This is a genomic window from Flavobacterium sp. LHD-85 (genome assembly GCF_030929595.1).
GTDB lineage: Bacteria > Bacteroidota > Bacteroidia > Flavobacteriales > Flavobacteriaceae > Flavobacterium.
Genome location: NZ_JAVFVR010000010.1, coordinates 231,339 through 257,730, shown reverse-complemented (window position 1 = coordinate 257,730; position 26,392 = coordinate 231,339). Strand labels below are relative to the sequence as shown.

General features: G+C 35.8%; 12 protein-coding genes. 3 read left to right on the top strand and 9 right to left on the bottom strand.

Annotated elements, in window-relative coordinates:
• Positions 1 to 110 precede the first annotated feature (110 nt).
• The 7 genes from RB618_RS17350 to RB618_RS17320 form a co-directional block, all read right to left on the bottom strand.
• A complete protein-coding gene (locus RB618_RS17350; protein ID WP_308069898.1) occupies positions 111 to 2,843 on the bottom strand; it encodes a DUF4962 domain-containing protein in 2,733 nt (910 codons plus the stop codon).
• Positions 2,815 to 4,194 carry a sulfatase-like hydrolase/transferase gene (locus RB618_RS17345; protein ID WP_308069897.1) on the bottom strand — a complete coding sequence of 460 codons (1,380 nt, stop codon included), beginning with the start codon at positions 4,192 to 4,194 and terminating at the stop codon, positions 2,815 to 2,817. The genes RB618_RS17350 and RB618_RS17345 overlap by 29 nt, the downstream gene beginning before the upstream one ends.
• A 224-nt stretch (positions 4,195 to 4,418) precedes the next feature.
• Positions 4,419 to 6,305 (bottom strand): RagB/SusD family nutrient uptake outer membrane protein, encoded by a 1,887-nt coding sequence (locus RB618_RS17340; RefSeq protein ID WP_308069896.1) that lies wholly within the window; start codon positions 6,303 to 6,305, stop codon positions 4,419 to 4,421.
• A 15-nt stretch (positions 6,306 to 6,320) separates the two neighbouring features.
• A complete protein-coding gene (locus RB618_RS17335) occupies positions 6,321 to 9,473 on the bottom strand; it encodes a TonB-dependent receptor (protein WP_308069895.1) in 3,153 nt (1,050 codons plus the stop codon).
• An 866-nt stretch (positions 9,474 to 10,339) separates the two neighbouring features.
• Entirely contained in the window at positions 10,340 to 12,316 is a 1,977-nt protein-coding gene (gene hepC, locus RB618_RS17330; RefSeq protein WP_308069894.1) for a heparin-sulfate lyase HepC, read from the bottom strand.
• Between the two features lie 157 nt (positions 12,317 to 12,473).
• Positions 12,474 to 14,456, bottom strand: coding sequence for a heparin-sulfate lyase HepC (gene hepC, locus RB618_RS17325; RefSeq protein ID WP_374121137.1), 1,983 nt, complete (start codon positions 14,454 to 14,456; stop codon positions 12,474 to 12,476).
• An 11-nt stretch (positions 14,457 to 14,467) separates the two neighbouring features.
• A complete protein-coding gene (locus tag RB618_RS17320; RefSeq protein ID WP_308069892.1) occupies positions 14,468 to 15,670 on the bottom strand; it encodes a glycoside hydrolase family 88 protein in 1,203 nt (400 codons plus the stop codon).
• 385 nt (positions 15,671 to 16,055) lie between these two features.
• Here RB618_RS17320 and RB618_RS17315 point away from each other — a divergent pair, with 385 nt between their 5' ends.
• Entirely contained in the window at positions 16,056 to 16,712 is a 657-nt protein-coding gene (locus RB618_RS17315; protein ID WP_308069891.1) for an outer membrane beta-barrel protein, read from the top strand.
• A 145-nt stretch (positions 16,713 to 16,857) separates the two neighbouring features.
• Here RB618_RS17315 and RB618_RS17310 read toward each other — a convergent pair whose 3' ends face one another.
• On the bottom strand, positions 16,858 to 18,144 hold the full coding sequence (locus tag RB618_RS17310; protein WP_308069890.1) for a hypothetical protein: 1,287 nt from the start codon (positions 18,142 to 18,144) through the stop codon (positions 16,858 to 16,860).
• Positions 18,145 to 19,114: 970 nt separating this feature from the next.
• On the opposite strand from RB618_RS17310, the gene RB618_RS17305 reads away from it, so the two are divergent.
• Together RB618_RS17305 and RB618_RS17300 are read left to right on the top strand one after the other, a co-directional pair.
• Positions 19,115 to 22,201: a TonB-dependent receptor gene (locus tag RB618_RS17305; RefSeq protein ID WP_308069889.1), complete on the top strand. Its 3,087-nt coding sequence runs from the start codon at positions 19,115 to 19,117 to the stop codon at positions 22,199 to 22,201.
• 10 nt (positions 22,202 to 22,211) lie between these two features.
• The gene (locus tag RB618_RS17300; RefSeq protein WP_308069888.1) at positions 22,212 to 24,176 is read left to right on the top strand and encodes a RagB/SusD family nutrient uptake outer membrane protein; all 1,965 of its coding nucleotides are present in this window, start codon (positions 22,212 to 22,214) and stop codon (positions 24,174 to 24,176) included.
• 204 nt (positions 24,177 to 24,380) lie between these two features.
• On the opposite strand, the gene RB618_RS17295 is transcribed toward RB618_RS17300, so the two are convergent.
• Positions 24,381 to 26,384: a RagB/SusD family nutrient uptake outer membrane protein gene (locus RB618_RS17295; protein WP_308069887.1), complete on the bottom strand. Its 2,004-nt coding sequence runs from the start codon at positions 26,382 to 26,384 to the stop codon at positions 24,381 to 24,383.
• Positions 26,385 to 26,392 lie beyond the last annotated feature (8 nt).

Sequence of the window (26,392 nt, the reverse complement as noted above, 5' to 3'; positions counted from 1 at the left end):
TTTTGATGCTTCTTTTCGATTTCTTAAAATACCTACAAGGTTTTAAAAACCTTGCAGGAGAGTGAAACAATTGCTCTAAATTAAAGAAAAAGAAGGCGTCTTACCATTTTTTAATTTTTGTCATATTTAGCCACATCTGGCAATTCATCTATCGTCTCTTGTCGGATTACTTTAGCATGATCAATTTCAAGCAACAAAGAACTTCCATCGATGTTTGGCGTATACTTTTTTCCTTCAAATTGAATAGGCAGATTTCCATAACTAAACATCGATTTTACTGCGTTTGCTGAAACTTGCAATGCCGCAGGTTTTTCTCCGTTTAATTGCGCTTTGATATTCCATTCTCCAACTTGTAAAGCTGTAAATCCATCTTTGTTGGATAGTGTTTTAATGACTTCTGTTTTCCCACCTCTAATTTGGATGATAGTTAAGAATCTAAATTTTTGTTTTGGCTGAGAGGTAATCCCTGCGTGCCATTGATCTTTAAACTCTTTAATTTCACCTTCATCATTGGTTACTTTATTCCAGTTTACAGCAGCTTCGAAAAACTGATTATGCACAGCCATTTTTAACGGACTTTCAGCATAAACATTAGCCGTAACACTTCCTAAATCGGTTTTAACTGCAAATTGCTGTTGATTTGAATTTTCGGAATTCTGGCTTTCAATTGTGTAATAAGGACAATGAAACTGAGTTGTCCATTTTACTGGAGTTTTCGCTTCCAATTCATCATATAAAACAATATATCCGCCTTCTAATTGTAGCATATGTCTTCTGTACAATGTTACGCCAGATTCTCCGTAACCGTTTTCTTTGCTCGGAACTACTTTGATTTGTTCAAATCTATTCAGCCAAAATTCACTTTTAATTTCGCCATACGCATTGCTGGCATCTCCTAGAGCATACTGAATGCGTTTTCCAGCAATCGCTCTCGGAATCCATCCGTAACCTTCTTCACCAATTTTTTGATTTAAACTGTCGGCTAAAATGGTATTGTATGCTTTTGTTGATCGATAATCGAGAAGATTGTGTTTGTCACTGAAATTACTATAATAACCCGTTCCTCCAAAGATTACTTTTCCTTTATAATTGATGGTAAAAGCATTTTGCGAAGCATGCCCATGCCCAGAAGAACCAAACGGACTGCTGAACAAATAACTGCTTAACGTTTTATCGGCATTAGCTAAATCTTCGTGCATCGCGACAACACCGACATCTCCAAATTTGCGTGTTTTTAGTAAAACAGAAGGCGAGGAAGCAGGTAAATTTCGGTTTGGTTTATAATTTAAAAGGCGGAAAAGAAGATAGTCGTCTGTACCATGATAATACTTCGAATAATCTCTTTTTATACCGTCAACGTACCAGTTCAAATACAGATTGTCAATTTTATAAGTAAGCGCATCTGCAAACCAAGCTTCGCCTTTTGTAATGTACGGAATATTCTCCCACATGTCACCAATAGCAGTACTTGCCGATTTGTTAGGATGTGTATAAAGCATATAGTAAGGCAGATTCTGCATCCAAGGCAGTTTAAAATAATCGACTCCGCTAAAATCGCCAAACATTTGAGACAGATAAATAATCGATTTAAAGTTGACTCTAAAATAGCCGTTTCCTTCGTGCCAGCCACCATCTGTAGTGCCTAAAACCGGGAAACGCGCCGACCAAACTTCATACAAATACGTAAGCCATTCTTTTGCTTCAGGCACATCATTTATAACCGCAACTGTTGCAATTGCAAGGTTTCGCATGGTAATCTGCCAAACGTGATTGTCGCTAACGTGCAATTCAAAACGATTTGGCAAATGATCGTAAACTCTTTTGGCTCTAAGTTTAATGATGTTTTTAAAAAGTTCTTTTTCCTGTGGAGATAAGAATTCATAACCTGCATCATAAAACCATCCTAAAGCTTCGAGTACGGCACCGCCTGTAAAGTCATCGCCTGTTGCTAGTCCGTCAGGATTCATGTTGGCAATGTTTATAGCTCTGCGTTTCGCATCCAAAATAAAACGCTCGTCTTTAGTAAGCTGATAGGCAATGCATAAATTGCGAACAGGAGTTCCAACAGCATCGCCAAAACCATGGTACATTCGTTCGATAATAATCTTTTTCTCTAAAGGATTTTTTCCCGTTGTATCAATAACGCGCTGTGGTTTCTCAGTTGGAAGAGGAGCCAGCATTAACTTTTCCGCGAAAGCGATGAACTTTTTAGCTTCAGGATTATCAAGATTGTTTTTGTAAAAATCCTCACCAATGGTATGCATATTCCATAAAAGCGGATGTGCACCTTCATTTCGTTTTAAAACTTCACTTACTGGCGGAGAAACTTTTTCGTTTGCATATTTGGCATCAATTACAAAATCGTAAGTGGGAGACCATGTCCATTGATTGCTGTTTTTTAGGGCATAAGCATATTTCCAATACCATTTTCCGGCTTGTAGCGCCTGATGCAAAGGATAAACTGCCCAACGCTGTTCGGCGCTAGCAATTACATTTTTGGTAAAATTTTTATCGCTGGCAAGCATAACTTTATATCGTACGTTGCCAATGTTTGGATCTTCTTTAACTTCACTGCCACTTTCCATGGGTTTCACCATTTCTTTTCCGTTTGTTCCCGGCCAAAGAAGGGCAGGAGCATTTGTTGGAACTGTAATACCATTAACTGGATAAGGCCATTCGCGTACTCTCGAGTGAAGTTTTTCGGCGGTTAACTTTATGACAGCCTGCTGTTTCTGACTGAAAACAGGGAAGGTTGCCAAAAGTAACGCTACGATATATGTTTTTTTATTGATCATTTGTTTGGTGTTGAATGATTTATAGTCCAGACTGAAACGAATCGCCATTCTTTTTACACCATTCTTTTAGATAACGGCGCATATTAAGCAGTTCTTTTTCATACGTTTTGTTTACGGCTAGATTTGTAATTTCGCCTGGATCTGTGGTTAGATTGAATAGTTGTTCTTTTAGATCGCCTTTATTGTAAACAATGTATTTGTAATTTTGAGTAATTACGGCACGTCCGCTAATTCCTAAAAGTTCTTCGTTATCGGCAAAATCGGTTTCTATAACTAGAGTATCGCGAAGTATTAAATCTGGATTTGCTATTTTTTTGCTTAAATCGATTCCTTTTAAATAAGAAGGTTTTGAAACTCCAGTAAAGCCACAGATTGTTGGAATAATGTCTGTTCCGTTGCAAACCAACATTTCGTCTGTACTTGGTTTCCATTCTCTAATTTTTGAAATAATAAACGGAATTTTAGCCGATTCTTCGTATAAAATCTGTTTCTGATTCCAGCTGTGTCCTGCATAACCGTCACCATGATCAGCAGTAAAGACAATGATTGTATTTTTTTCGATGCCGTATTTTTTTAGCGAAGCCAAAACCATTTCGATATAATTGTCTACTTTTTCAATCAGTCTATTGTATGCCCAACGATATTGACGCCATTGATCTGGTGTCCAGTTTACTGATGGATAAGTTCTAAAGCTTACTTTTTGCTGTTCGCGTACTATTTTGGGTTCGTATTCTGGAATTTTCCAATTGGCAGGAAGTGGTGGACATTGGTCTGGAGATGGAGCATTTTCTAAAACATCCATTTTAAGATCTTCTCCGCGTGCCCATTCGCAAATGTCATGCGGATTTAAAAAAGAGGCTACAAGTAAAAAAGGCGTGTTTTTATTTTCTTTAATAAATCTTGCACAGAAAGAAGGCGTTGCAGCATCGTTGTAATCCTGAAAATTGGTATTTTCTATATATTCAAAACCATGCTGACTTTTTTTGGAAGTAGGAACGGGAAGATGCCATTTTCCAACATAACCTGTTTTATATCCTCCGTTTTGGAAAATTTTCCCCATCATTAATAAATCATCTGGCCATTGTCCGTCTTTTTCTGGTGCATTTCCAATAAAACCAGTCTCATAAGGCATTTTACCGCTCATAATGGCAGAACGTGATGGCGAACACAAGGGTTGTGCACAATAGGCTTTGGTAAAACGAACTCCATTTTGAGCCAGTTTATCCATCGCAGGCGTATGCAGGTTTGAGTTTCCTGCATTGCTCATTGCATCAGCGGTTTGCTGATCGGTCATAATGATTAAAATGTTCGGGCGGCTAGCATTTTGTGCATGGTTTAGTAATGGAATATTTAAAATTCCTAGAAGGCACAAAACGAATATGTTTTTTTGAAATTTCATCTCTATTTTACTAGTGGATTCTTTTATTTTATGCTTTGAATCTAAAAACGAAAATACCAATCATTGTTTATTCATCGTTTTGAATTTGTTCAAAATGCTATTAGATTTCGTTAAAAACAACGGTTTTTAGTCTAAAATCTGCTTTCTCAAATAACAGTTAATGCAGAACCGAAGTTCTGCACTAACATTAAACATGAATGGTTTCTAAAATAGATAGTAAGCACTTAGTATTTCGGATTTTGGCGTGTGATACTTTTATTGACATCCGTTTCATTTTGTGGAAAAGGATATAATTCGTGTTTTCCAGTAACAAAATTGGTAATAGAAGGATAAAAGTAGGTTGGACGTATTTGTTTTACTGCTGCACTTGTTTCAGCCAGTTTATCTGCTAAAATTCCCCATCTGATCAAATCGGCTCTGCGCATTCCTTCAAAAGAAAGTTCCCAAGCTCTTTCTTGCTGTAAGGCTTTCAAAAAGGCTGTTTTATCGAGTCCTGCCGGTAGGTTTATTTGTGCTGTTGTCGGTTTAGTTAGCAATCTTGCTGTTGCTGTTGCTCCAGAACCTTTTCCGTCTGTACTGGTTATGGTTACTGTTGGAACAGAAGTGTAGCCATCTCCAGAGCGAAGCATTCCAATAGTATTTACGCCTCCGCTGGCAAGGTTAATTACTGCTGCAGCAGCATCTGTACCACCGCCTCCAGTAATTTGAATTACAACATTTGCAGCATTTGTATATCCAGTTCCTTTTGTTTTTAAATCAATTGCAATTTGGCTTCCTTGTATATCACCTCCAAAAGCTCTTTTTCGAACTTGGTTTATAGCTTCGTAGGCAAGTGCATTTGGACCTTCGTTTAATTCATTTTCTACTTCTGCACGCATTAAAAGCAGATCAGAATAACGCATAATTACCCAATTGATGTGTGTGTAGACTCTTTCTGCAGTTGTATTGGTCATAAATTCTCTGTTCCATTTTGAAACGGTCCATCTTTCGTCCTGATTGGTAGTCAAAAGCGGAATTTTATTCCCCAGATTATTAATCTGATAAGTGGCAATTGAGAAATCTCTTCTTTGGTCTGCGACGTTATAACTGTTGTAAAAAGGTTTCGGAACCAAACATCTAGCAATATTTGACGGATATACGCCGCTTGCCGTTGTTGGACCATTAAAATTACTAATCCATGAAGCATTTCCTATATTTCCTGATGGATTATAGAAGGCGACTTGGAAAATATTTTCGGTTGGTTCTAAAACATGCTGGCATTGGTTTTTAAATACTTTAGAATAAGAGGGATTCAATTTGTATGGATTTTGCGCCATTACATCATTGATTTCCTTCTGCGCAATTTTATAATAATCTTTATAGTTTGTAGGTCGCTTTATAATTCCGTCTGCGCCTAATGAATATCCTCCAGCAAATAAAGCCACTCTTGCCAGCATAGATTTTGCGCCCCATTTATTGATGCGTTCGTCTGTTGGCATCTGTTCTGGCAGAAGCAAAGCAGCTTCCTGCATGTCTTTTATAACCTGTGTGTATATTTCCTGGCGATCAACTAAGGCACCGCTTAGTTTATCTCCCGATTGTGAACTTTTTGTTTTAAATGGTACATCTCCCCATAAACGTACCAATTCTGAATAGTAAAATCCGCGAAGGAATTTAGCTTCGCCAAGAAAACGGTTTAATTGCTGTTTTTGAGTTTCTGTTCCGTTGGTATACAATTCCATTTGCGGAATCCTTTCTATAACCACATTAGCTCTGTCAATTCCTTCGTACAATTTACTCCAAGCCAAATAGAAAGTATTGGTTTGAGAAATGCCCTGATAATGTGCAATGGTTCGCCAGTCGTCGGCACCAATTCCCGACATTTGTTCAATATCGGTATCAGCATCAAAAATTAACGAAATGTTCCATCCGTAACTGTCCATTGATGACATCGCTTCGTAAACTCCCAACGTTGCCATATTGGCTTCGTTTACATCAGAAAAAAAGTTGGCTGTGGTAAAGTAAGAATAAGGCGTAACGTCTAAATCTTTGTCACAGGAATTAAGAGGCAATAGGAGACAGGCTACACCTGCTATAACCATTGCTTTGCGTGAAAATATGTTGTGTTTCATCTTTTAAACTTTAAATTATAATGAAATATTTAATCCTGTAACAAAGGATTTACTTCTAGGATAAGCACTAAAATCTACTCCTCTGGTAATGGCATTGTTAAGAACATTTACCTCAGGATCATAACCAGAATATTTGGTAAATACATATAAGTTATAAGCCGTAAAATAGATTCTTAAATTTGAGATTTTAGATTTTTTCAGCCAGTCTTTAGGCAATGTATAACCTAAACTGATGTTATTAATTCTTAAGAAAGAACCATCTTCGATAATATCGCTATACAAACGTCCAGTAGCATTACCATTAAAAGCTGGATACTTTTTGCCCACGTTTAAAGCTGTTAATTCATCAGGATCGGTAACGCGCTGTCCAGCGTCATTAATCGTAGTCCATCGATCAGCGTAGATTGCAAAAGTGTTTAAGTTGTCTAGGTTAAGCCTAGAGTTGTTTAAAACGTTAGCATTGTAAATATCGTTACCCACTGTAAAATCAAGGAAAACACTCAAATCAATTCCTTTGTAGCTGAACGTATTGTTAAGACCACCAGTATATTTTGGATTTGCATTTCCAATAATCGTTCTGTCCAAATCGTTTATTACGCCATCAGGTTTTCCGTCAGGACCATTTATGTCTTTAAATTTGATAAACCCTGGCTGTACAACAATATTATCGCTTGCAACGCCCGATTTTAAAGTATACACTTTTGTAGTTGGGTTATAATCAAAATCGCTTACTTGATACAAACCATCATTTACATATCCGTACATGGTTCCAACTGGCTGTCCGACTTTCAGAATATAGTCGTTTTTGTCTGTGTAACTGTTTGTAATTAATGAAGTTTCGCCTTCACTTAATGCCAACACTTTTGTTTTATTAAAAGCAATATTGAAAGTGGTATTCCAGATAAAATTATCGTTTTTAATATTTATCGTATTAAGCGTAAATTCTAAACCACGGTTGGAAGTTGCTCCAATATTTTGAAATTGCTTTTTGAAACCAGAACTTGCAGGAACACGAGTGTTGTAAAGAAGATCTTTTGATTTATTCTCATACAGTTCAGTCGTTAAAGAAATTCTTTGTTTGAAAAAACCTAAGTCAAGACCAATATTAGTCGATTTGGTAGCTTCCCATTTTAAGAACGGATTAGGAAGGTTGTTTTGAAAAGCAGTAATATTAGTTAGGTTGTTTAACGGATAAGAACCAGAGTTAAAAATTCCTAAAGCAGCATAATTTGCAATTCTGTTATTTCCTGCTTCACCATAGCTTAAACGAAGTTTTAAGTCTGAAAACACAGGAAGTTTTTGCATGAAATTCTCTTCAATAACTCTCCAAGCAACTGAAGTAGAAGGGAAATATCCCCATTGGTTTTCAGTTCCAAATTTTGAAGATCCATCGGCTCTTAAACTAGCTGCGAATAAGTACCTGTTTTTAAAGGCATAATTGGCTTTTCCGAAGAAAGAAAGCAATTTATCATCTTCTGCAAAAGTTGTCGGGATTCCGGCAATGGTTCCAAGCTGTAATTTATCCCAACTTAAGTTTACATTAGGGAAAGCAGATGCGGTTGCAGTAACGCCTTCCGTATAATTGTAGATGTATTCTTGTCCAAGAGTAGCATCAAATTTATGTTTTTTGTTAAAAATATTGCTGTACGTTAAAACGTTGTTGTAGTTTAAACGAGTTCCAATATTATGCGTTACGCCACCATTAGCGCCACCAGCTCTAATAGCTTGAATACCTTTGGAATCATTAAAATACTTGCTTTTATTGCTGTTGTCAGTATAACTGATTAATCCGCGGTAAACTAAGTTTGGTGTAATATTATATTGCAATTGTAAACTCATATTGATTGACCTATTTATAGCTTCTCTTTTTTGACTGTCAATTGTAATAAGTGGACTTTGGAATGTTGGCGAATCCTGATTGTCTAAAGGATCTACCAATAAAGTTTTTAAATCTTCGTCAGATCCTGTTTTTCCAATTGTTGGTCTGTATTGCAATAAATTCTGCAGCATGCTCAATCTCGCATTTCCGCCTTCTGAAGTAGAAAGTCCAGTGATTTTTTGATTTGAATAGTTTACAATCGCATTTACAGAGAATTTTTTACTGATATTGTTAATCACGTTTAATTTCACAATGTTTTTTACAGAACCCGTTCCAAGCATAATTCCTTCGTCATCATTTACAGAATAAAATGCATTGTATCTAGTATCGTTTTCGCCTCCGCTAATACTGATTTTATGGTACTGATTTACAACAGCATTTCCAAAAACTTCATCTTGCCAGTTAATTCCCTTTCTGTTTTTATACAAACCTTCTAACTCATCATAAGTTCCATAAGCGCCTACAAATTTCTGCATTCTCGCATCATCTGTCGCAGATTCGTATATTAGTTTAGTGTAGTCGTAAGGATTCATTACCTGAAGTTCTTTGGCAATCGTTTTTATACCGCCATAAGTATCGTAGCTTATAGTAAGTTTCCCGCCTTTTGCTTTTTTAGTTGTTACCAATACAACTCCGTTTGCGCCTTGCGCGCCATAAATAGAAGTCGACGCGGCATCTTTTAAAACATCGATAGATTCGATGTCCATTGGATCTAAAAAGCCTAATCCGCCCGTTTGAGCTACTCCGTCAACAACATACAAAGGTTCGTTGCTTTGGGTAATAGAAGTTCCTCCTCTAATTTTTAACGAAGGCTCAGCACCTGGGGTTCCGTCAGACATGGTTACCTGCATACCCGCAATACGACCTTGCAATGCCTGGGCTACGTTCTGTACAGGAACTTTGGCCAATTCCTGACCTTTTACAGAAGAAATAGCTCCGGTAAGATCTTTTCTTGTCTTTGTTCCATATCCAACAACCACAACTTCATCAAGATTGTTAGTATCATCAATTAGTTTGGTATTAATCTCTGTTCTGTTTTTAACATGCTCTTCTTTAGATTTTGTTCCGATAAAAGAAAACACAAGTACTGCATTTGGTTTTACTTTAATTTGATAATCTCCATCCATTGAAGTTACAGTAGCATTTTGAGTCCCTTTTTCAGAAACTGTTGCTCCAGGCATTGGCAGATTTTGGGCATCGGTTACTTTACCAGTTACGGTAATTTTGTTTTGCCCATACATCATCTTACAGGTGGTTAGCAGTAAGAATAAAAATATAATCCTTTTCATAATTTTTCTTTAAAGAGGAATTAGATAGTAAGTAGAATTCCTGTTGATATTATTTAAGTTGGTTTTGATCTTGTTTACTAATTCACCACATTGTATTTTTTGGATTGACGCTGTGGAGAAAATTATAACAATAAATTAACTTGCGAAAAGGGGCAGGGGAATTTTACGTTTAGGCAATAAATATAAATTTTGTAAAAGCCTGGTCATTTTTTTTGGATTAGTCATGTTTTTTGATTTTTAATTGAAACAAATATAGAAATCGGGCTTCCATGACAGTTTTGAATGCGTCCAAAATGCTATTGAATTTGATTAATACGTTGTTTAAAGTCCTTAAAAATCAGGGTTTAATTTGAATTTGGTGATGTTTTGCTAAATTAATTTTTGATGCAAAGCTAGTAATTACGAGTAATCTCTAAATCGTTTGCGTAAAAATTATAAGTTAAGCGAAATGAAGTAAAATGTTACGTAAAATTATCTTTACAAATTCAAATTCGACTCGAAGATTTGTTTAGAAAGAAGAGTTTCAGATTAACCTTATTAATTGAAAATAGTAAAATGACAAAGAGTAGAAAAAATGTTTTTATAAAGATTTGAGGGGTATAAAAAACAAATTCTATATTCATAAGGATATTTAATATTCCGCAGGAATATCTGGTTGGTAGAAAAAAAAATGGCGTTGAGTACAGTGTCCTGTAGGGACACCTTTTTTTGGTAATAAAAATGTCTGGTGATTAATCAAACGTTCCTACGGAACGTATAACTATGATTCATTTTTAATTCTACCGACCAGACATTCCTACGGAATGGTTATAAAAAAAACGTCTAAAATTAATTTTAGACGTTTTTTAGAAGAGCAATTGTAATGTTTAGTTAAGTCGAGTTTTAATCTCACTTTTTTTGCCATCAATTACAATGTTTAGACTAATGATTCCTTTCTCAAAATCATTGTCTTTGTTAGGCTGGATTTTAATATCTGGAGCTTTGTCTGCAAAAGGATAAACAATACTTATAAATGATTCTGTTTTTACATCATTTTTCGTTTTTTCAAAAACAAATGCAGGTCTAGAAACTTCTTTCGCGTAAGCATAAGAAACTTTTCCAGTTTCTTCATTTAAAGCAAGTTTATCTGCATTTAAAGATTGAATTAAAAGATTGTTTCCGTCTTCATAAGCTGTATACACTTTGTTGTTTGCTTTATCAAAAACCGGTTTGCTATCTTCTTTTAACTGAAAGTGAACGCCCAATTTACCAGTTGCTTTTCCTATCGCTTTATCGATTATTAGGAAGTATTTATTATCAATAAACAAAATACTGCGCTGATGATTCAAGTCGGTATAACTTGGATTGGTATACGTTAAAATATCTAGGTTTTTGGCTGTCTGCCACTTGTTTTGTTCTGCTTTGGTAATCACCATATTCTGATCGTCTATTGTCAAAGTGCTGTGGACTTTAGTCTGACGAAACCAGTTTCTCTTTTTGGTAACTTCTTCGTCTCCGCTATAAATGTAGCAGCCTGTGTCTGGTGTAAAATTTCTTCCCTTAATCCAAAGTTCAAAAGTTCCGTTATCTGGTTGAGCATGAAATTCTGCTGGAGGTCCCGCTTTTACAATCATTACAGTCGATTGGTCGTTCCATCCGTTTCTAAAAGTATAGAATCCGCCGTTTGGTAAGGCATTCGATAAATAATCAGGACTTTTTCCTTCTGCGCCGTCGGTTGCAAAATATTTGATTTGTGCATTTTCGGGAAACACTTTAGACCAGCTTTTATACTGTTTTAATCGGCTTTCTTTTTCAACCAGCCAAGAATCACCAAACATCGGATTGTTGTAATTAGGAAACATCATACTTGCCGAAGCTAAAATCATTTTTTCGATGGTTTTCGAATAAGTATCTGGAAATTCTTTTTCTACGCCAGCCATTTTAGCCGAATTATAAGCTTTCAGAAAAATATCGATGCACGCAACATGATAAATAGGAGAAAGTTCCCATTGTATGCCATCTGGAAGCACTTGCAGTTTTATTTCGCGGTTTAGGATTTCGATACCGCTTTTGCGCCATGAATCAGCTTGCTTCAGTTCAGGAAAAAATGCTCCCGCTCCCAAAATACGTTGTGCTTCAAACAGCAAATGATTGCCTTCTTTGCTATAATGTTCCGGAATATAAGCGGCTTGTTTGTTATAAGAATTTAAAAATTCCATTAAAAAAGCAGGAGTGAAGTTCGGAGAATTTACAAATAAATTGAATGTAGGAGGCAGACTTTGCACACGATCTGACACCTCCAATGGACGCCATGCAAAAGAATCATTTTCTTTAGAACTTCCTAAGTAATTCTTTTTCTCCCAATCGCGAAACTGTGAAATCCATTCTTTAGCATATTTTTCATCTCCAGAACTGCGATACGCCATTCCCATTGGCAGCCACCATGTAACGCGGTGCAATTGCCAGCGGACTTCATTGTCTTTTACAGGCCAGTATTCCCAGTTAATATCTTTTCCGTAATCATAAAAGCCATACCCTTTTTGAGGTTGAAATTTATGTTCCAGAGCATTATCTGCTTTTTCCTGATTTGCCTTACCAATTTCTTTTCCTCGAAATCTATTTTCGTCTCCCGCATTAAAATCAGGATGTTTAACGGTTTTTCTGTTGCGATAATACGTTAGCAGTTCTCGTGCTGCTTCATCGTATTTGGCAGTGTTAAAAAGACTGTTTACCTTTTCTAAGCCTTTGTAGTTTAGATTGATAATGTCAAAGCTTTCTTTTTTTATTGGTTTTTCTTGTGCATTGCCCAAGAACCAAGACAGAACGAGAAAGCACAAGATGGCTGTTTTCTTTAAATTCTTCATTTAGGTTTTTAATTAAGTGAGTTAGATAATTTGTTGTTATAATTAAAAAGCTATCCAGTTGATATTATCATATCAAAGATAGCTTTGTATTGTTTTTAATTTTGGAAAAAGCTCAAATAAAACTATAGTTTTGATTGATTTTTTCGTCAGATTAGATCTAATGAACAAGGTTTTTCTTTATATGCCTTTTTTTTCCATTGATAGTAATATTTAGATCAATTTTTCCCTGAGAAATATTATGCTCGGGGTTTTCTGTAATTTTTACTGTTGGAGCTTTTTGACCATCGAATGGAAGTAATAAGGTAATAAAGCCTTGTGTCTGCTGATTGTTTTTTATTTTTTCAAAAGCAAAAGCAGGTCTAGGTGTTTCTTTTTGATATTCATACGAAACAAAACTAGATTCATCTTTTAAAGCAATTTTTCCTTTATTAACTACTTGTATCAATAAATTATTTCCATCTTCATAATGAGTTGTAATGCTATTGTCTGAGGAATTACTTGAAGCTTTGCTATCTTCTTTAAAATTATAATGAATTCCTAGATTGCCAGTTGCGGCTCCAATTGCTCGATCAATTATTAGAAAGAAAGTGTTATCGATAAAAAGAAAAGTTCTTTCATGGTTTAAATCTGTATAACTCGGATTACTGTAAGACAAAATCTGAGTGTTTCCATCAGGTTGCCATTCTAATAGTTTAGCATCGTTTGTTATGTTTTGATTATCAAGTGTTAAAGTTTGGTGTGCTTTGGTAGATCTATACCAATCTCTTTTAGAATTTTCTTGATTGCCTACATTTGCATAAACAAAACTACCTGAATCCGGAGTGAAATTTCGACCTTTTACCCAAAGAGCAAAATTGCCATTGTCAGGATGAGAATGAAACTCAGCTGGAGGTCCAGCTTTAATCTGCATTACAGTTGCAGTGGTATCCAAGCCATTTCTAAAAGCATAAAAACCAGCATATGGAAGACTGCTTGATAAATAGTCAGGCTTTTTCCCTAATTTAAAGTTTGATGCATAATACTTAATAATTTCATTTTTTGGAAAAGCTTTCTCCCAGATCTGATAATTCTTTAGCATAGCACTTTTCGTTGTTAAAAAAGAGTTTCCATACAACGGAAAAGTATAATCTGGAAACGAATATTTGCCCACAGCAAGCACCATTTTTTCGACTAGATTACTATAGCTTTCAGGAAATTCAGTTTCTATTCCGTTTAATTGAGCAATCTGTAAAGCATCTAAAAATATTTTAATGGTTCCGATATGATAGGAAGGAGAAAGTTCAAATTGAACTCCGTCAGGTAATATTTGTTTTTGAATTTCTTCATTTAAAACTGTAATTCCGCTTTTGCGCCAAGCAGCAGCACTCTTCATTTCAGGGAAAAAGCTTCCTGCGTACATCATATGCAGGGCTTCGTACAATCTATGGTTTCCAACATCTGTATAATTATTGGATATATATTCTGCCTGTTCATTATAAGAATTTAAAAATTCCATTAAAAAAGCAGGAGTGAAGTTTTGCGAATTCAAAAACATATTGAAATACGAAGACCAATGATTAAGCCTGAAAGACACCACAAAAGCTTTCCATGCAAAATCTTTTTCGTCAGAATAGGTGCCTTGTTTGTTTTTTTTAATCCAATCTCGTACTTCGAGAACCCATTCTTTAGCATATTTTTCATCTCCAGAACTATTATAAACAATACCTAATGATTCCCAGAAAGCAGTTCTGTGTAAAAAAGTAGACAGTAATTGATCTTGTACAGGACGATATTGCCAATTAATATCTTGTCCGTAATTATAAGCTGGATAGCCTTTATGCGGTTTAAATTTGTGTATTAGAATATTATTGGCAAGTTCTAAGGTGTTGTTGTTAACCTTTTTTCCTTTTAATTTTTCTAAATCAGCTGCATTAAAATTCAAATGCTGAACATCGGTGCGATTTCGATAATAATCTAATAGTCGGTTTGCTGCTTCTTCATATTTGGATGAAGAAACCAGTTTTTTTACTTTTTCAAGTCCTTTATAATCAAGGTTTATAGCATTAAAGCTAGATTTGGTTATCTTAACTTCTTGTGCAAAAGTTTTTTGCATTAAAAGTAAAATAAAGAGGAAGACGAAAGTTTTTATAAAAAGACGCATTTTCATCTAATTTAGATTTCAATTTTTTTAATTGCAGCATATCTCTTCAATGCTTCCAAATAATAATAATCGGCGTAATCTAGCGGTGTATCAATTTCTGAGTTATACAGAAAAGCGCCCACGCTATGTTTTAATAAAAAGAAATGATTCTCTCCAGGTTTAGCCAGATAAGCATCAGATGATAAAGATTTTAGTATTTCTTCGGCATAGTCAATATATTTTTTTCCATCTTTTACCTGAGTGCTTAAATCTAAAAGGGCAGAAGCAATAACAGCAGCAGCCGAAGCATCGCGGGGCGCAAGTTCTGCCGTGTCTAAAGCATTATGCACATCAAAATCCCAAACAGGGACTTTGTCTTTTGGCATTCTTGGATGATTCATAATAAATGATGCAATGTTTTCTGCTTGTTGCAAAAACTTAGGATTTTTGCTATTTGCGTAACACATCGTATAACCATACAATCCCCAAGCTTGTCCGCGAGCCCATGAAGATTCATGCGTAACACCCTGATGAGTTCCTTTGTGTAAGACCTTACCCATTTTTGGGTCGTAATCTACTAAATGATAAGAGCTGTAATCTTTTCTAAAATGATTTTTAATAGTAGTTAAAGCATGTGTATTGGCTGCTTTTGCATATTCAGGTTTGTCGAACTGATTGGCGCTCCAATATAAATACTCCAAATTCATCATATTGTCTATAATCACGGGATAATGCAACCAAGGAAAATCCCAAGAACGGATAGTGCCTACTACTGGGCTAAAACGTGCATAAAGATTTGCAGCTCCATCAGCCAAAGCAGGTAGATATGTTTTGTCTCCTGTAATTCTATAGGCATTTCCGTAAGAGCAATACAGCATAAAACCTACGTCGTGTGTGTTCTTGATGTTTCTGATGGAGTCTAAGGCAAGGGTAAATTTCTTAGCTTCTTCTGCCATTGTTTTGTCACCTGTAAGTTCATATCCGTACCAAAGACTTCCAGGAAAGAAACCCGTTGTCCAGTCGGTTATTCCTGCAAGACGAACAGTTCCGTCTGGATTAACAGATCGCGGATTTTTCCCTGGTTGGTAAGTTTGTGCGGCTTTGTTTAATTGAAAATGAATTACTTCGGTCGTTTTTGTAAACCAAAGTGGCGATGGATCTTCTTGAATAGGTTTTGCAGAAGAACTTAATGCGGTAAATGTAAATGCCAGAAATAGGTTAAAGGTTTTCTTCATAGTGTAATCGGTTTATTGATATTCGGTTTGGGTGAATATCTTTAAAGCGAAATTAAATGGGACTACGAAAACCGTGTTTCAGTTTTTACTATAAATGTTTTGAATTTGTCTAAATGTGTTGTTATAAGAGCTGAATCTTATGATATAGCTATAAGACGTTCTTAAGATTGTATAGGGTTAAACTAAAGAGACTACTCGATAAAATGGTTTCATTTTATAATTTGCAACATGATTGATCTTGTTTTTTTATGGTAAGATGTTTTTGTGAGATAACTTTGAGACAGTTAAACTAATCATAAAAGTTAAACAAGTGCTACGTCAAATAAACTCCCAACTGTAGCCACCATGCAAAAAAATCATTAATTGTAAATTAAAATTAAAAATTATGAAAAAGTATCATTTATTAGTTGTCGTTTTTTTCTTTTCGCTGGCGATGTCGGCACAAAGTGCTCAATCATTTTTGCTTAATTTATACGGAGGATATACCTTTTCAGACAGGGTAGATTTTGATTCTTCTTACGGAAAAGTAGAAGACGGTTTTGAGTACGGTCTAGGTTTGGAATATTTTATAATGGACAATGCTTCTATAGAATTAAAATACAATAGACTAGATACAAGTATGCCGTTATATACAAAGACTACTATACCAAATAATGGTAACCCTATTCCTCCTGGAACTCAAGTTAATGCAGGAGACGACAAAGGTGCTATTAATTACATATTAGCAGATTATACGTATTATTTCGGATCAAGCTCTCAAAAGGCGCTTCCGTTTCTAGGTGCAGGTTTAGGGGTTGCTATTCTTGAAACTCCAAAAAGTGGTAACGGAACTTACTTTGCATGGGAAATTAAAGGTGGTGTAAAGGTAAAGACCAATTCGCCTTTATCAATCAATCTTCATGCTTATCTTCAGTCAATGTCGGCAGCTGTTGGATATGATTATTACTGGGATTACTATTGGGGGCCAGTGGCAGTTACTGATTATGCGTCAACATTTCAATTTGGACTTGGTGCTTCTCTTAGCTACGATTTCAGCAAATAATGATTGCGAGATAAATAACTTAAAAAAAGCTTGAGATGTTTCTCAAGCTTTTTTTATTGTGATATATGCTTTTAGAAAGAAAAGTGTACAAAAAAAGGAAACAGCTTTTGAGATGTTTCCTTTTTTGTTTGCGATATAAAAAAAATTACTTGCCGCTTGATGCTGTAATTTTTCCTAGCTGTAATCTGTAGTCAGGTCTTCTAGTATTGTAGATGTCCACAAAAGTTTCTTTATTGTCAGTTTGTGAATATACATTTGAGAAAATGCTGTTACCGTACCAGTTTTCTAAATCAGAGTTGTCTTTGTTGTTTTCTGTAAAAATGTTACCGGTGCATTGGTTAAAAAACATTTCTTCAAATTTGATTTTCTTTAAGTTGTCTGAATTTATTGCAGTCTGGCTATCTAATAAAACGGCTGGATTAAATCCTGAAACAACACTTCTTTTTAATTCTAAAGAGGTATTGTCAGCCACATAAATTGCTTCTTTTACTAATCCTGCTTGTATATCAGCTTTAATATTTTCGCTATCATTCAACATGGTAAGATTAGAAGCCGAAACAAAAGTAGATTTTCTAGTAAAGTCTGTTTCACCTTTCTTTTCATAAGCTTTTACTTCTAAGCATCTTGAACCGTCTTTGTTACTGGATAAGTACGATGATCTAACGGCTAATGAATTGAACAAACGGCATTGTGCTCCTTGTGTGATTTTAAAATCGTCATTAATTGATTTATACGAAACCAACTGAGAAGCATTAATATCTCCGCCATAAAAGGCAAAAGAATCGCCACCAGAGTAGCTCACCATAATGTTTTCCAATACGGTTTTGTTTCCGGCACCTGCAACAGTAAGTCCGTTAAAACTATCTGCTCCTTTTACTTTTCGGCCAGCAAATTCGATTCTTACAAATTTTAAAACACCCGAACTGCTTGCTACATTGTTTCCTCCGTATACAGTAAGGCTAGGGTCTAGATCCATATTGTATGAGCCTGCACCACCAAATTTGTTTATAGGTGCATCACCAAGGATTACCAATCCTCCCCAGTCACCTGCTTTTTTCATGCTGGCATTTGAAGTAAATATAATAGGATCGGTTTCTTGACCTTCTGCAATGATTTTGGCTCCTCTAGAAATAATAAGGGTTCCTTTGCTTGCGGCATCTCCGATGATTACCGTACCTGGATCAATAGTCAGAACGGCATTATTAGTTACATATACATTTCCTTGCAGAATGTACACGTTTTTTTTCATCAGTTTTGTGTTCTCGGTAATATTTCCTGCAAGTATTTGGTTAGCTTCTTTAGAATCAGCTTTTTGCGGTTTAAATTCTGTCCAGTTGTCTAGCCAGTTCGCATATCCGATAATTCCTTTTTCTTGTTGTGCGTTTACGCTTGCGGCAAACAACAGGCAGATCATTAGAGTAATTTTTTTCATAGTCTTGGGGCTATTTGGTATTACATTTTTTTTAGGCTTCTGAAACGAGGATTAAAATTTTACTTTTTTGAATGATATCTGAAGAATTTCATCAGCCACCATAAGACATTTTAAAGTTTGTTTCTTGAATCACCTATTACAAATATAAGCAAAATGATTAGAGTTTACGGGAGTTTACTTAATATTTAACATTTGTTGATGTGAAGTTTTACATAGTAGGCATTTTTCTTTCTTCTTTTTTTAGATTAATTGGGTTTGGATAAGGAAGGTTGCAAGGATCATAGATTCAATTTTAAACGACAAATGTTATCTGTAGCTTGTATCCTGTAAATAATTCTTTCTAACAGATGAGCCGAATATCTTGCAATCATTAATTTGTCTTTTATGTTGTAAAAACAAATTTACAATTGTAGCACACAAGATACAATACCTGTTTTCATGGATATTTAAGATTTTAAAACATTTGCTGTACGGTATTCACATTTCGATTTTCTGCTGAGTCATTATCTTGTAACACAAAAATATTTTTAAATTACGATAATGAGGCAACCGATTGTTTTTAGATTGCTTTTATAGAATCTTTTTTTTTGAGATTTTAAATGTAATTGTAGTATATTCAAGCTTATAGCTTATTTTTTCTGCATTTTTTGTGTTTATTGTTAGTTTTAGATCCTCTAAGTAGAGTACCTGCTTTTTTACTTTTTCTATAATTCTACAACAATCTTTGCTCGTTTTGCAAAAGATTCCGCAGCTGTAAATTGATTTATTTCTATATAATTCAGACTTTAAATATGTATAATGTTTTTTTTGTGTTCGTTTTTTGAGTAATAAATAAAAAAATAATTACACAACCGATTGTTTTTTATAAAAAAGATATATATTTGTTTCTAAACTTATTTATTTTTTGTTTAGATAATAGGTTTGATATGCTAACTAAACCATAACCATATTTTAATTTAAATCAATTTTTATGACTAACTTTTTTGTTGCAAGTCAATCAAAGCTTCTCAATTGCTTTGGTTTTTTGATCTTAATGTTTGTCTTTTCGATTCAGTCGAATGCACAGACAACGGTCACCGGAACAGTCTCAGATGATAAAGGACCAATTCCTGGTGCGAACGTAAATGTAAAAGGAACAAAGACTGGTGTTAGTACCGGTTTTGATGGTACTTATTCTATTGATGTGCCTTCTAATGGAGTGCTTGTTTTTAGCTTTTTAGGTTTTACAAGCCGTGAAGTAGGAGTTAATGGACAGAAAAAAATTAATGTAAAGCTAGAGGAAGATTCTAATAATTTAAAAGAAGTAGTGGTGATTGGGTATGGAGCCCAGCGTAAAGAAGCTGTAACAGGATCTGTTGCTTCAATTAAGGGAAGCGAAATACGAGAAGTTCCTTCTGCCAATATTACTCAGTCTATGCAAGGACGTCTTCCTGGTGTGCAGATCACACAGACTTCTACCAAACCGGGTGCTGCTATGCAGATTCGTATTCGCGGAACGCGATCGCTAACTGCTGGCAATGATCCTTTGGTAGTGCTTGACGGTATTCCGTTTTCGGGTACGCTAGCAGATATAAGCCCTGAAGATATTAAAAGTGTCGATATTTTAAAAGATGCATCAGCGACAGCAATTTATGGATCTCGAGGTGCAAATGGGGTTATTTTGGTAACAAGTAACAGAGGAAGTAAAGGACAGCGAACTTCGATTGCTTATAGTACTTACACTGGATATAAGACTGCTGTAAAATATCCAATGATGGAAGGGCCAAAATATGTTGAATTCCGTAAGCTGGCAGGAAAGAATCTGGTTAACGGAATCGATGAAGCCGATGATGTAAATACCGACTGGCAAGATCTGTTTTACAGAACCGGAATCGTGACCAATCATGATATTGCAGTTACAGGAGGTACAGAAAATGGAAATTATAATGTTGGCGTTAATTATTATAAAGATCAGGCTGTAATTCCAGGATCTGAGTACAATAGATATTCTATTCGTGCGGCTTTGGATCAAGAAATTGGTATTTTCAAAATAGGTTTTTCTTCTAATAATAATTACAGTATAACTGATGGTGCTAGCTTGGGTATGTATGGAGTTTTAAGCATGTCGCCTATTGCAAATCCTTATAATGAAGATGGATCGCTAAAAAGAACAGTAAAAATGCCTCAAGACGAAAACTGGGTATATACAAGAGAAAGCATGAGAAATCTGGGCGATAAATGGGCAGATACCAATAAGGCTTTTGGTTCTTATAATTCGATTTATGGCGAACTTAAGATACCAGCAGTTGACGGATTAAAAGCTCGTGTTAATTTAGGAGGAAATTATAGAACAAGTAATTCAGGCACTTATACCGGTATTGGGGTTTTTAATGCTAATCCGGATAATCCAAATGTGGCTTCAATAGGAAATTCGCAGTCTACAAGCTGGACCGTTGAAACACTGCTTACCTATGATCGTACATTTGCTGAAAAGCATAAGATTAATGCTTTAGCGATGTATTCATCAGCACAGGATACTTATAATAGTTCTTTAATTTCGAGAAGAAATATCGCAGGAGATAGTTTCCAGTATTTTAATTTGGGACAAACCTCAACAGGAGATAATGATGATATTACAATAAACAATGGCAATCAAGCCTATACTCAAAGCGGTTTGATTTCTTATATGGGTCGTGTAATGTATTCTTATGCAGATCGATACATGATCAGTGCTACAGTACGTTCAGATGCATCATCTCGTCTTGCACCTTCTAATCAGTGGCATACTTATCCAGCATTTTCTGCAGGATGGAATATTAGCAAAGAGTCTTTTATGAAGAATGTAAAGTGGGTAAATTCATTAAAACTTAGAGGAGGATACGGACAGACCTCAAATCAGTCGGTAGCCCCTTATGCAACTTTAGGATATTTAAGCACAAGACCTTATAATTTTGGAGCAAGCAATGCAACAGGGTATTATGTTTCGACTCTTCCAAATCCTAATTTAGGATGGGAATATTCTATAACGACTAACGTTGGATTGGATTTTTCTCTTTTTAATAATCGCTTATCAGGAACAGCTGAATATTATACAACTGATACAAAAGATCTTCTATTGAGTGTTAATCTTCCTGTAACTTCAGGAGTTAGTTCGTATGTCGGAAATGTGGGATCAACTGAAAACAAAGGTTGGGAACTTAGCCTTAATGGTGTAATTCTGGATAATTATAATGGATGGACTTGGGATGCAGGTGTTAATATCTACAGCAATAAAAACAAACTGGTATCTCTGGCTTCAGGCATGACAGAAGATCAGAATAACTGGTGGTTTGTTGGAAAGCCTCTTAATGTTATATATGATTATAAAAAAGTTGGAATATGGCAAACTGATGCTGAAGCAAAACAATACGAAGGTCCTGCAGGCCAAGCGGGTATGATAAGGGTTGCCTATACTGGAGATTATAATGCTAATGGAACTCCTACAAGATTGATTGGGGCACAAGACAGACAAGTTTTAAATGCCGATCCTGATTTTCAAGGTGGTTTTAACACTAGAGTAGCCTATAAAAATTTTGATATTAGCCTAGTTGGTCTTTTCCAAAGCGGAGGTATTTTAAATAGTACGCTTTATGGTTCTAATGGATATTTAAATATTAATGATGGTCGTCGCGGACAAATTGATGTGGATTACTGGACGCCAGAGAATACAGATGCCCAATTTCCAAAACCAGGAGGGCCTACAGAAAGTAACAATCCTAAGTATGGTTCGACTTCGGGCTATTTTGATGGTTCATTTGTGAAGCTAAAAACCATTACTCTTGGATACAGTTTGAATAAGCAGTGGATTAAAAGTGCAGGTATGGAAAAGCTGAAACTATATTGTACGATTCAGAATCCATGGGTTATTTATTCTCCATATCACAAAGTATCTGGACTGGATCCTGAGACTAACTCTTATGCAAATGACGCATCAAATATGGCAGTTGCCTATTCAGGAAATTTAAGCCGTTTATTAACGGTAGGGTATAATACACCTCAGTCGCGCAATCTGATTTTGGGACTTAATATAATTTTTTAAACAGACAGAAATGAAACATATTAAAGTAAAAAAATGCATTATAACGGCACTTGCTTCAATTTTTCTGGCAGGATGTTCCGATAATATTTTAGAAGAAAATCCGAGGGCTATTTTTACCCCAGACTATTTTTCTACTCAGGAAGGCGTAATGGGAGGAATAACTTCTATGTATGGACATTTAAGATACATGTACGGAAGTGGTTATTTTTTAAATACAGGACAGATCGCAACTGATGAGTCAACTTGGGGGCAGAATTCAGATGGAAATGTTAAGAATCTTGATTTTTCTGGCGTTGGAGTTATTAACGCTCAAACTAGTAATACGGGTATTGTATGGGGAAATACTTTTCCAAATATCAACACAGCAAGCGGTGTAATTGAAAATGCTTCTAAAATTGGAACCATTTCTCCTGCATTGATTGCTGAAGCGAGATTTTTTAGAGCTTTTGATTATTTCTTATTGGTACAGACTTTTGGCGGTGTGCCTTTGGATTTAGGGGCGGGAGAATTAAGGTTTAATTCTTCTACAGTAAGAACTTCTGTGCGTAATACAGTTCCTGAAGTTTATAGTAAAGCGATATTTCCAGATTTAAAAAAGGCAGTTGAAGATTTGCCTGTTTCGGGGCGTGTAACAGGAGGTCTTACTAAAACGGCAGCACGCTTTTATCTTGCAAAAGCTTACTTGACATTTGCGTGGTGGCTTGAAAACCCAAATAATATTCCGACTTACCCGCTAAGCGACCGTAAAGATTTAGACGGACATGACGCTGCTTGGTATTATCAGCAAGCTTATGATGTTGCAGTAGAAGCAATTAATAATCCAGGGCCTTTTGGATTGCTTCCTTCTTTTTATGAAGTAAGCGTAGGTAAAAATGACCGTAATAAAGAGATGCTCTTATATGCAGATCACACTGAGACAAGTTCTCTTTACAACGGTGGTGATCTTAGCTATAGTGGAGGAGGTTTTAGCACCGATTATTTTGCCGGATGGTTCGGTCAGTTTAACTATACTGGGGTACGAAGTTCTTCAAGCAAGAGTAACTGGGCATCTGTAAGTTCTGTGCAACGTGAGGCAGAACAGCATTTAGGAAGACCTTGGACTATGTTAGCGCCACCTATAGAAGTATTTAAAAAGACATTTGCCGATAAAACAAATGATTCGCGTTATGATGGCACCTTTACCACAGTTTACCGTGGCAACTGGGCAAAAGCAGGAATTACCTCTCCAGTATTATACAATGCAAATTATCTTCCTATAGCAAATGGAGACGCAGTTCTGACGTTTTTAAATGATGATACTCCAGGAATTGATTATTCGAATTCGGTGTTTAATAGTTCGATTGGGGCAGGAGTTTTGCCAGGAAGAGCAGATTTTGTAATTGAACCAAGGGTAATTTCTAGAATATGTTATCCTGGAAACTGGAAATTAGGTCCTTACCGTACAGATAACGGAACAGGTTTAGGGTCTCCTAACGGAAGTAGCACACGCCCTTTTCCAATAGCCAAATTCTCAGAGCTCTATTTTGTGGCTGCTGAAGCTGCTGTTAAAGGAGCATCTGTGCAAGGAGGAAAAACAGCGCGAGATTTAATTAATGTGATTCGTGCTCGTGCTGGAAAGTGGACTTTTGATAATAATGGAAACAAAGCGAAAACGCAGGACAACAGTGCGGCAATGACGGCAGCAACTCCTTTAGTTATAGATATTGATTATATTTTGGCTGAACGTTCCAGAGAATATTTTGGAGAAGGTTACAGATGGTATGATCTAGTGCGCACACAAAAATGGACTGAATATGGAAATTCATTTTCAATTGCAGGAGCCACTAATCCAAATGATTGGAAAGACCATAGTGTTAAAGTCTTTACAAGAACAATTACGCCTGAGAATTATCTACGCCCAATACCGACAAGCCAGCTTGATGGTATGCAAATGACGCCCGAAGAAAAAGCGGCTTATCAGAATCCTGGCTATTAATCTCTTTTATAGTAAGTTTAGTTTAAGTTAGTTGAAAGAAAGAGCGGAAGTTTTACTTTCGCTCTTTCTTAATTTTTCTAAGCTCGCGTCAATTATCGACAAATAAATTTAAGGGAATGATTTTATTTTAGATTCCATAAAAAAAACCGAGTTAAATACACTTTAACTCGGTTTTTTGTTTTTAAGATGTATTTAAATGAAAATTTAAATTTTACTTTCATCATCAACAGCATCTTGCCATTTATCCCAAACTTTTACTCCTGCGTCATAACCATCATAGCCAAAATTCTGACTTAGCTGACCTTTAATATTAGGTTCTATTGCAAGTCTATAAGGAATTGGCCAGTAATTATTGCGTTTGTCCATAGAATAAAACTTTACACCTGGTTTAAGAGAAATACCAGCTGGATATTTGTTGTACAATGTATAATGAACAATACGTTGCCACCAGTAACTCCCGCCAGTTGCATCTTTTCCTGATTGTTTATCCCAAGTGTCTTTATTATAGGTATTTCCCCATTCATCTGCTTTTCCGCTTAGAGCCAGACAGTGCGAAATACGTTTCAATTCTACGTTTCTCCATTCTTCCATGTAAAGTTCTCTACCTCTCTCTGCACAAATATCACCTATAGTCACTGCGGTATACATTTGTGAAGCTTTTGCTCGTGTTCTTACTACATTCACATCTTGAGCTGCTCCAGAAACATTGCCTTGATAAAAACGAGCTTCAGCACGCAATAAATAAGTTTCTGCTAAACGATAAATATACATATGTGCGCTTGCTCCTGCAGTAGCACCTTGAAAGTCATTTGCTGCTGGATTGGCTTCAGCCACAACATCATGATAAAAGATTTTGTAGTGAGGGAAATCAAACCAGTCACGAATAGAATCTTGTGCTAACAATTTACCCGCTGCATCTTTCATTCTGAAATTTTGACCAGCCCATGTTGCACTTCCGCCAGCACCAGAAGCATATTTCAAATTTTCCATGTTCACCCAGTTACCAACAGTACTGTTATGTCTAAGATCTACTTTATCCTCAACACCATTTACCACCCACATAGGATGCTGTGAATAATAAGAACCACTGATTGTACCAATACCGCGCCCGATCGCTCTTTGATAATCATACTTTGCATTATAATTTGTTTTATCAGTCAATGGGAAACGAGGCGCTGCTGTTTTACCGTCAGGAGTAATTAAGTTGGCATCGTTCCAGTTTGGACCAAAAATTCTCATAGATGAAAATGCTAAAAAGGATTGTGCGCCTCCATTTGGCGCTACCAAGATAGCCTCAGTATTAGAACCAATGACTTTGTTTTCTGGTCTGTGCAAATCCCAGATTACATTTCTTGTAATTGGCCATGCAGTTGGATTTCCTCCTGGATCAAAAATTCCTAAATTTCCTTGTACCAAAGCATAACCAGATTGATTAATCAGAATATTGGCTTGCGCTTCAGCTTCAGCAAATTTGCCAGATGCTAAATAACATTTAATCAGTAATTGACGGCAAGCGCCTTTACTAATCATTCCAATATATCCAATTTTGGCTTGTTCTGGCACCCATTCAACAGCTTTCTCCATATCGGCCGTAATCATTTCGATGATGGCTTCTTTTTTAGTAGAATAATAACTCTGTTTAGGAACTTCTAAAATTTTAGTAATCAAAGGAATGTCTCCAAATTGGTATACTAAGTTAAGATAACGGTATGCTCGATGAAAATAAGCTTGCCCGATATATTTACGTTTAACTTCTTCTGATAAAGTTGTTATTTTGTCAATATAGGTTAACACAGTATTTGCATTCTTAATACCTGTATAGGCTTCAGTCCAAAGAAATCCAAGATAAATATGTTCTCCACCTGCATCTCTTCTATAATCTCCAGTAGGAACAATAGTGTTGGCATAATCAGCGATATTACTTCCTGTATCTGTTTTTCCATATTGTGCCATATCAGAGAAAAGATACTCTGTACCAATTGGCACGCTAACACCAGAATAGCCAAAGTGAATATAGTTATTGCGCAATTGTTTATCACAAAGTGCTAAAGTTGCTTGTAATCCTGCTTCTGTAGAAAACGTAGTTTCGGGTTCGTAAAATGAAAGCGGATCTGCTTCGAGAAAATCTTTTGAACAAGAACTAGAAAGCATTGCCAATGCTACAAAAGGCACTAGTCTTGAAATGCTATTTTTTATATATTTTTTCATTGTTGAGT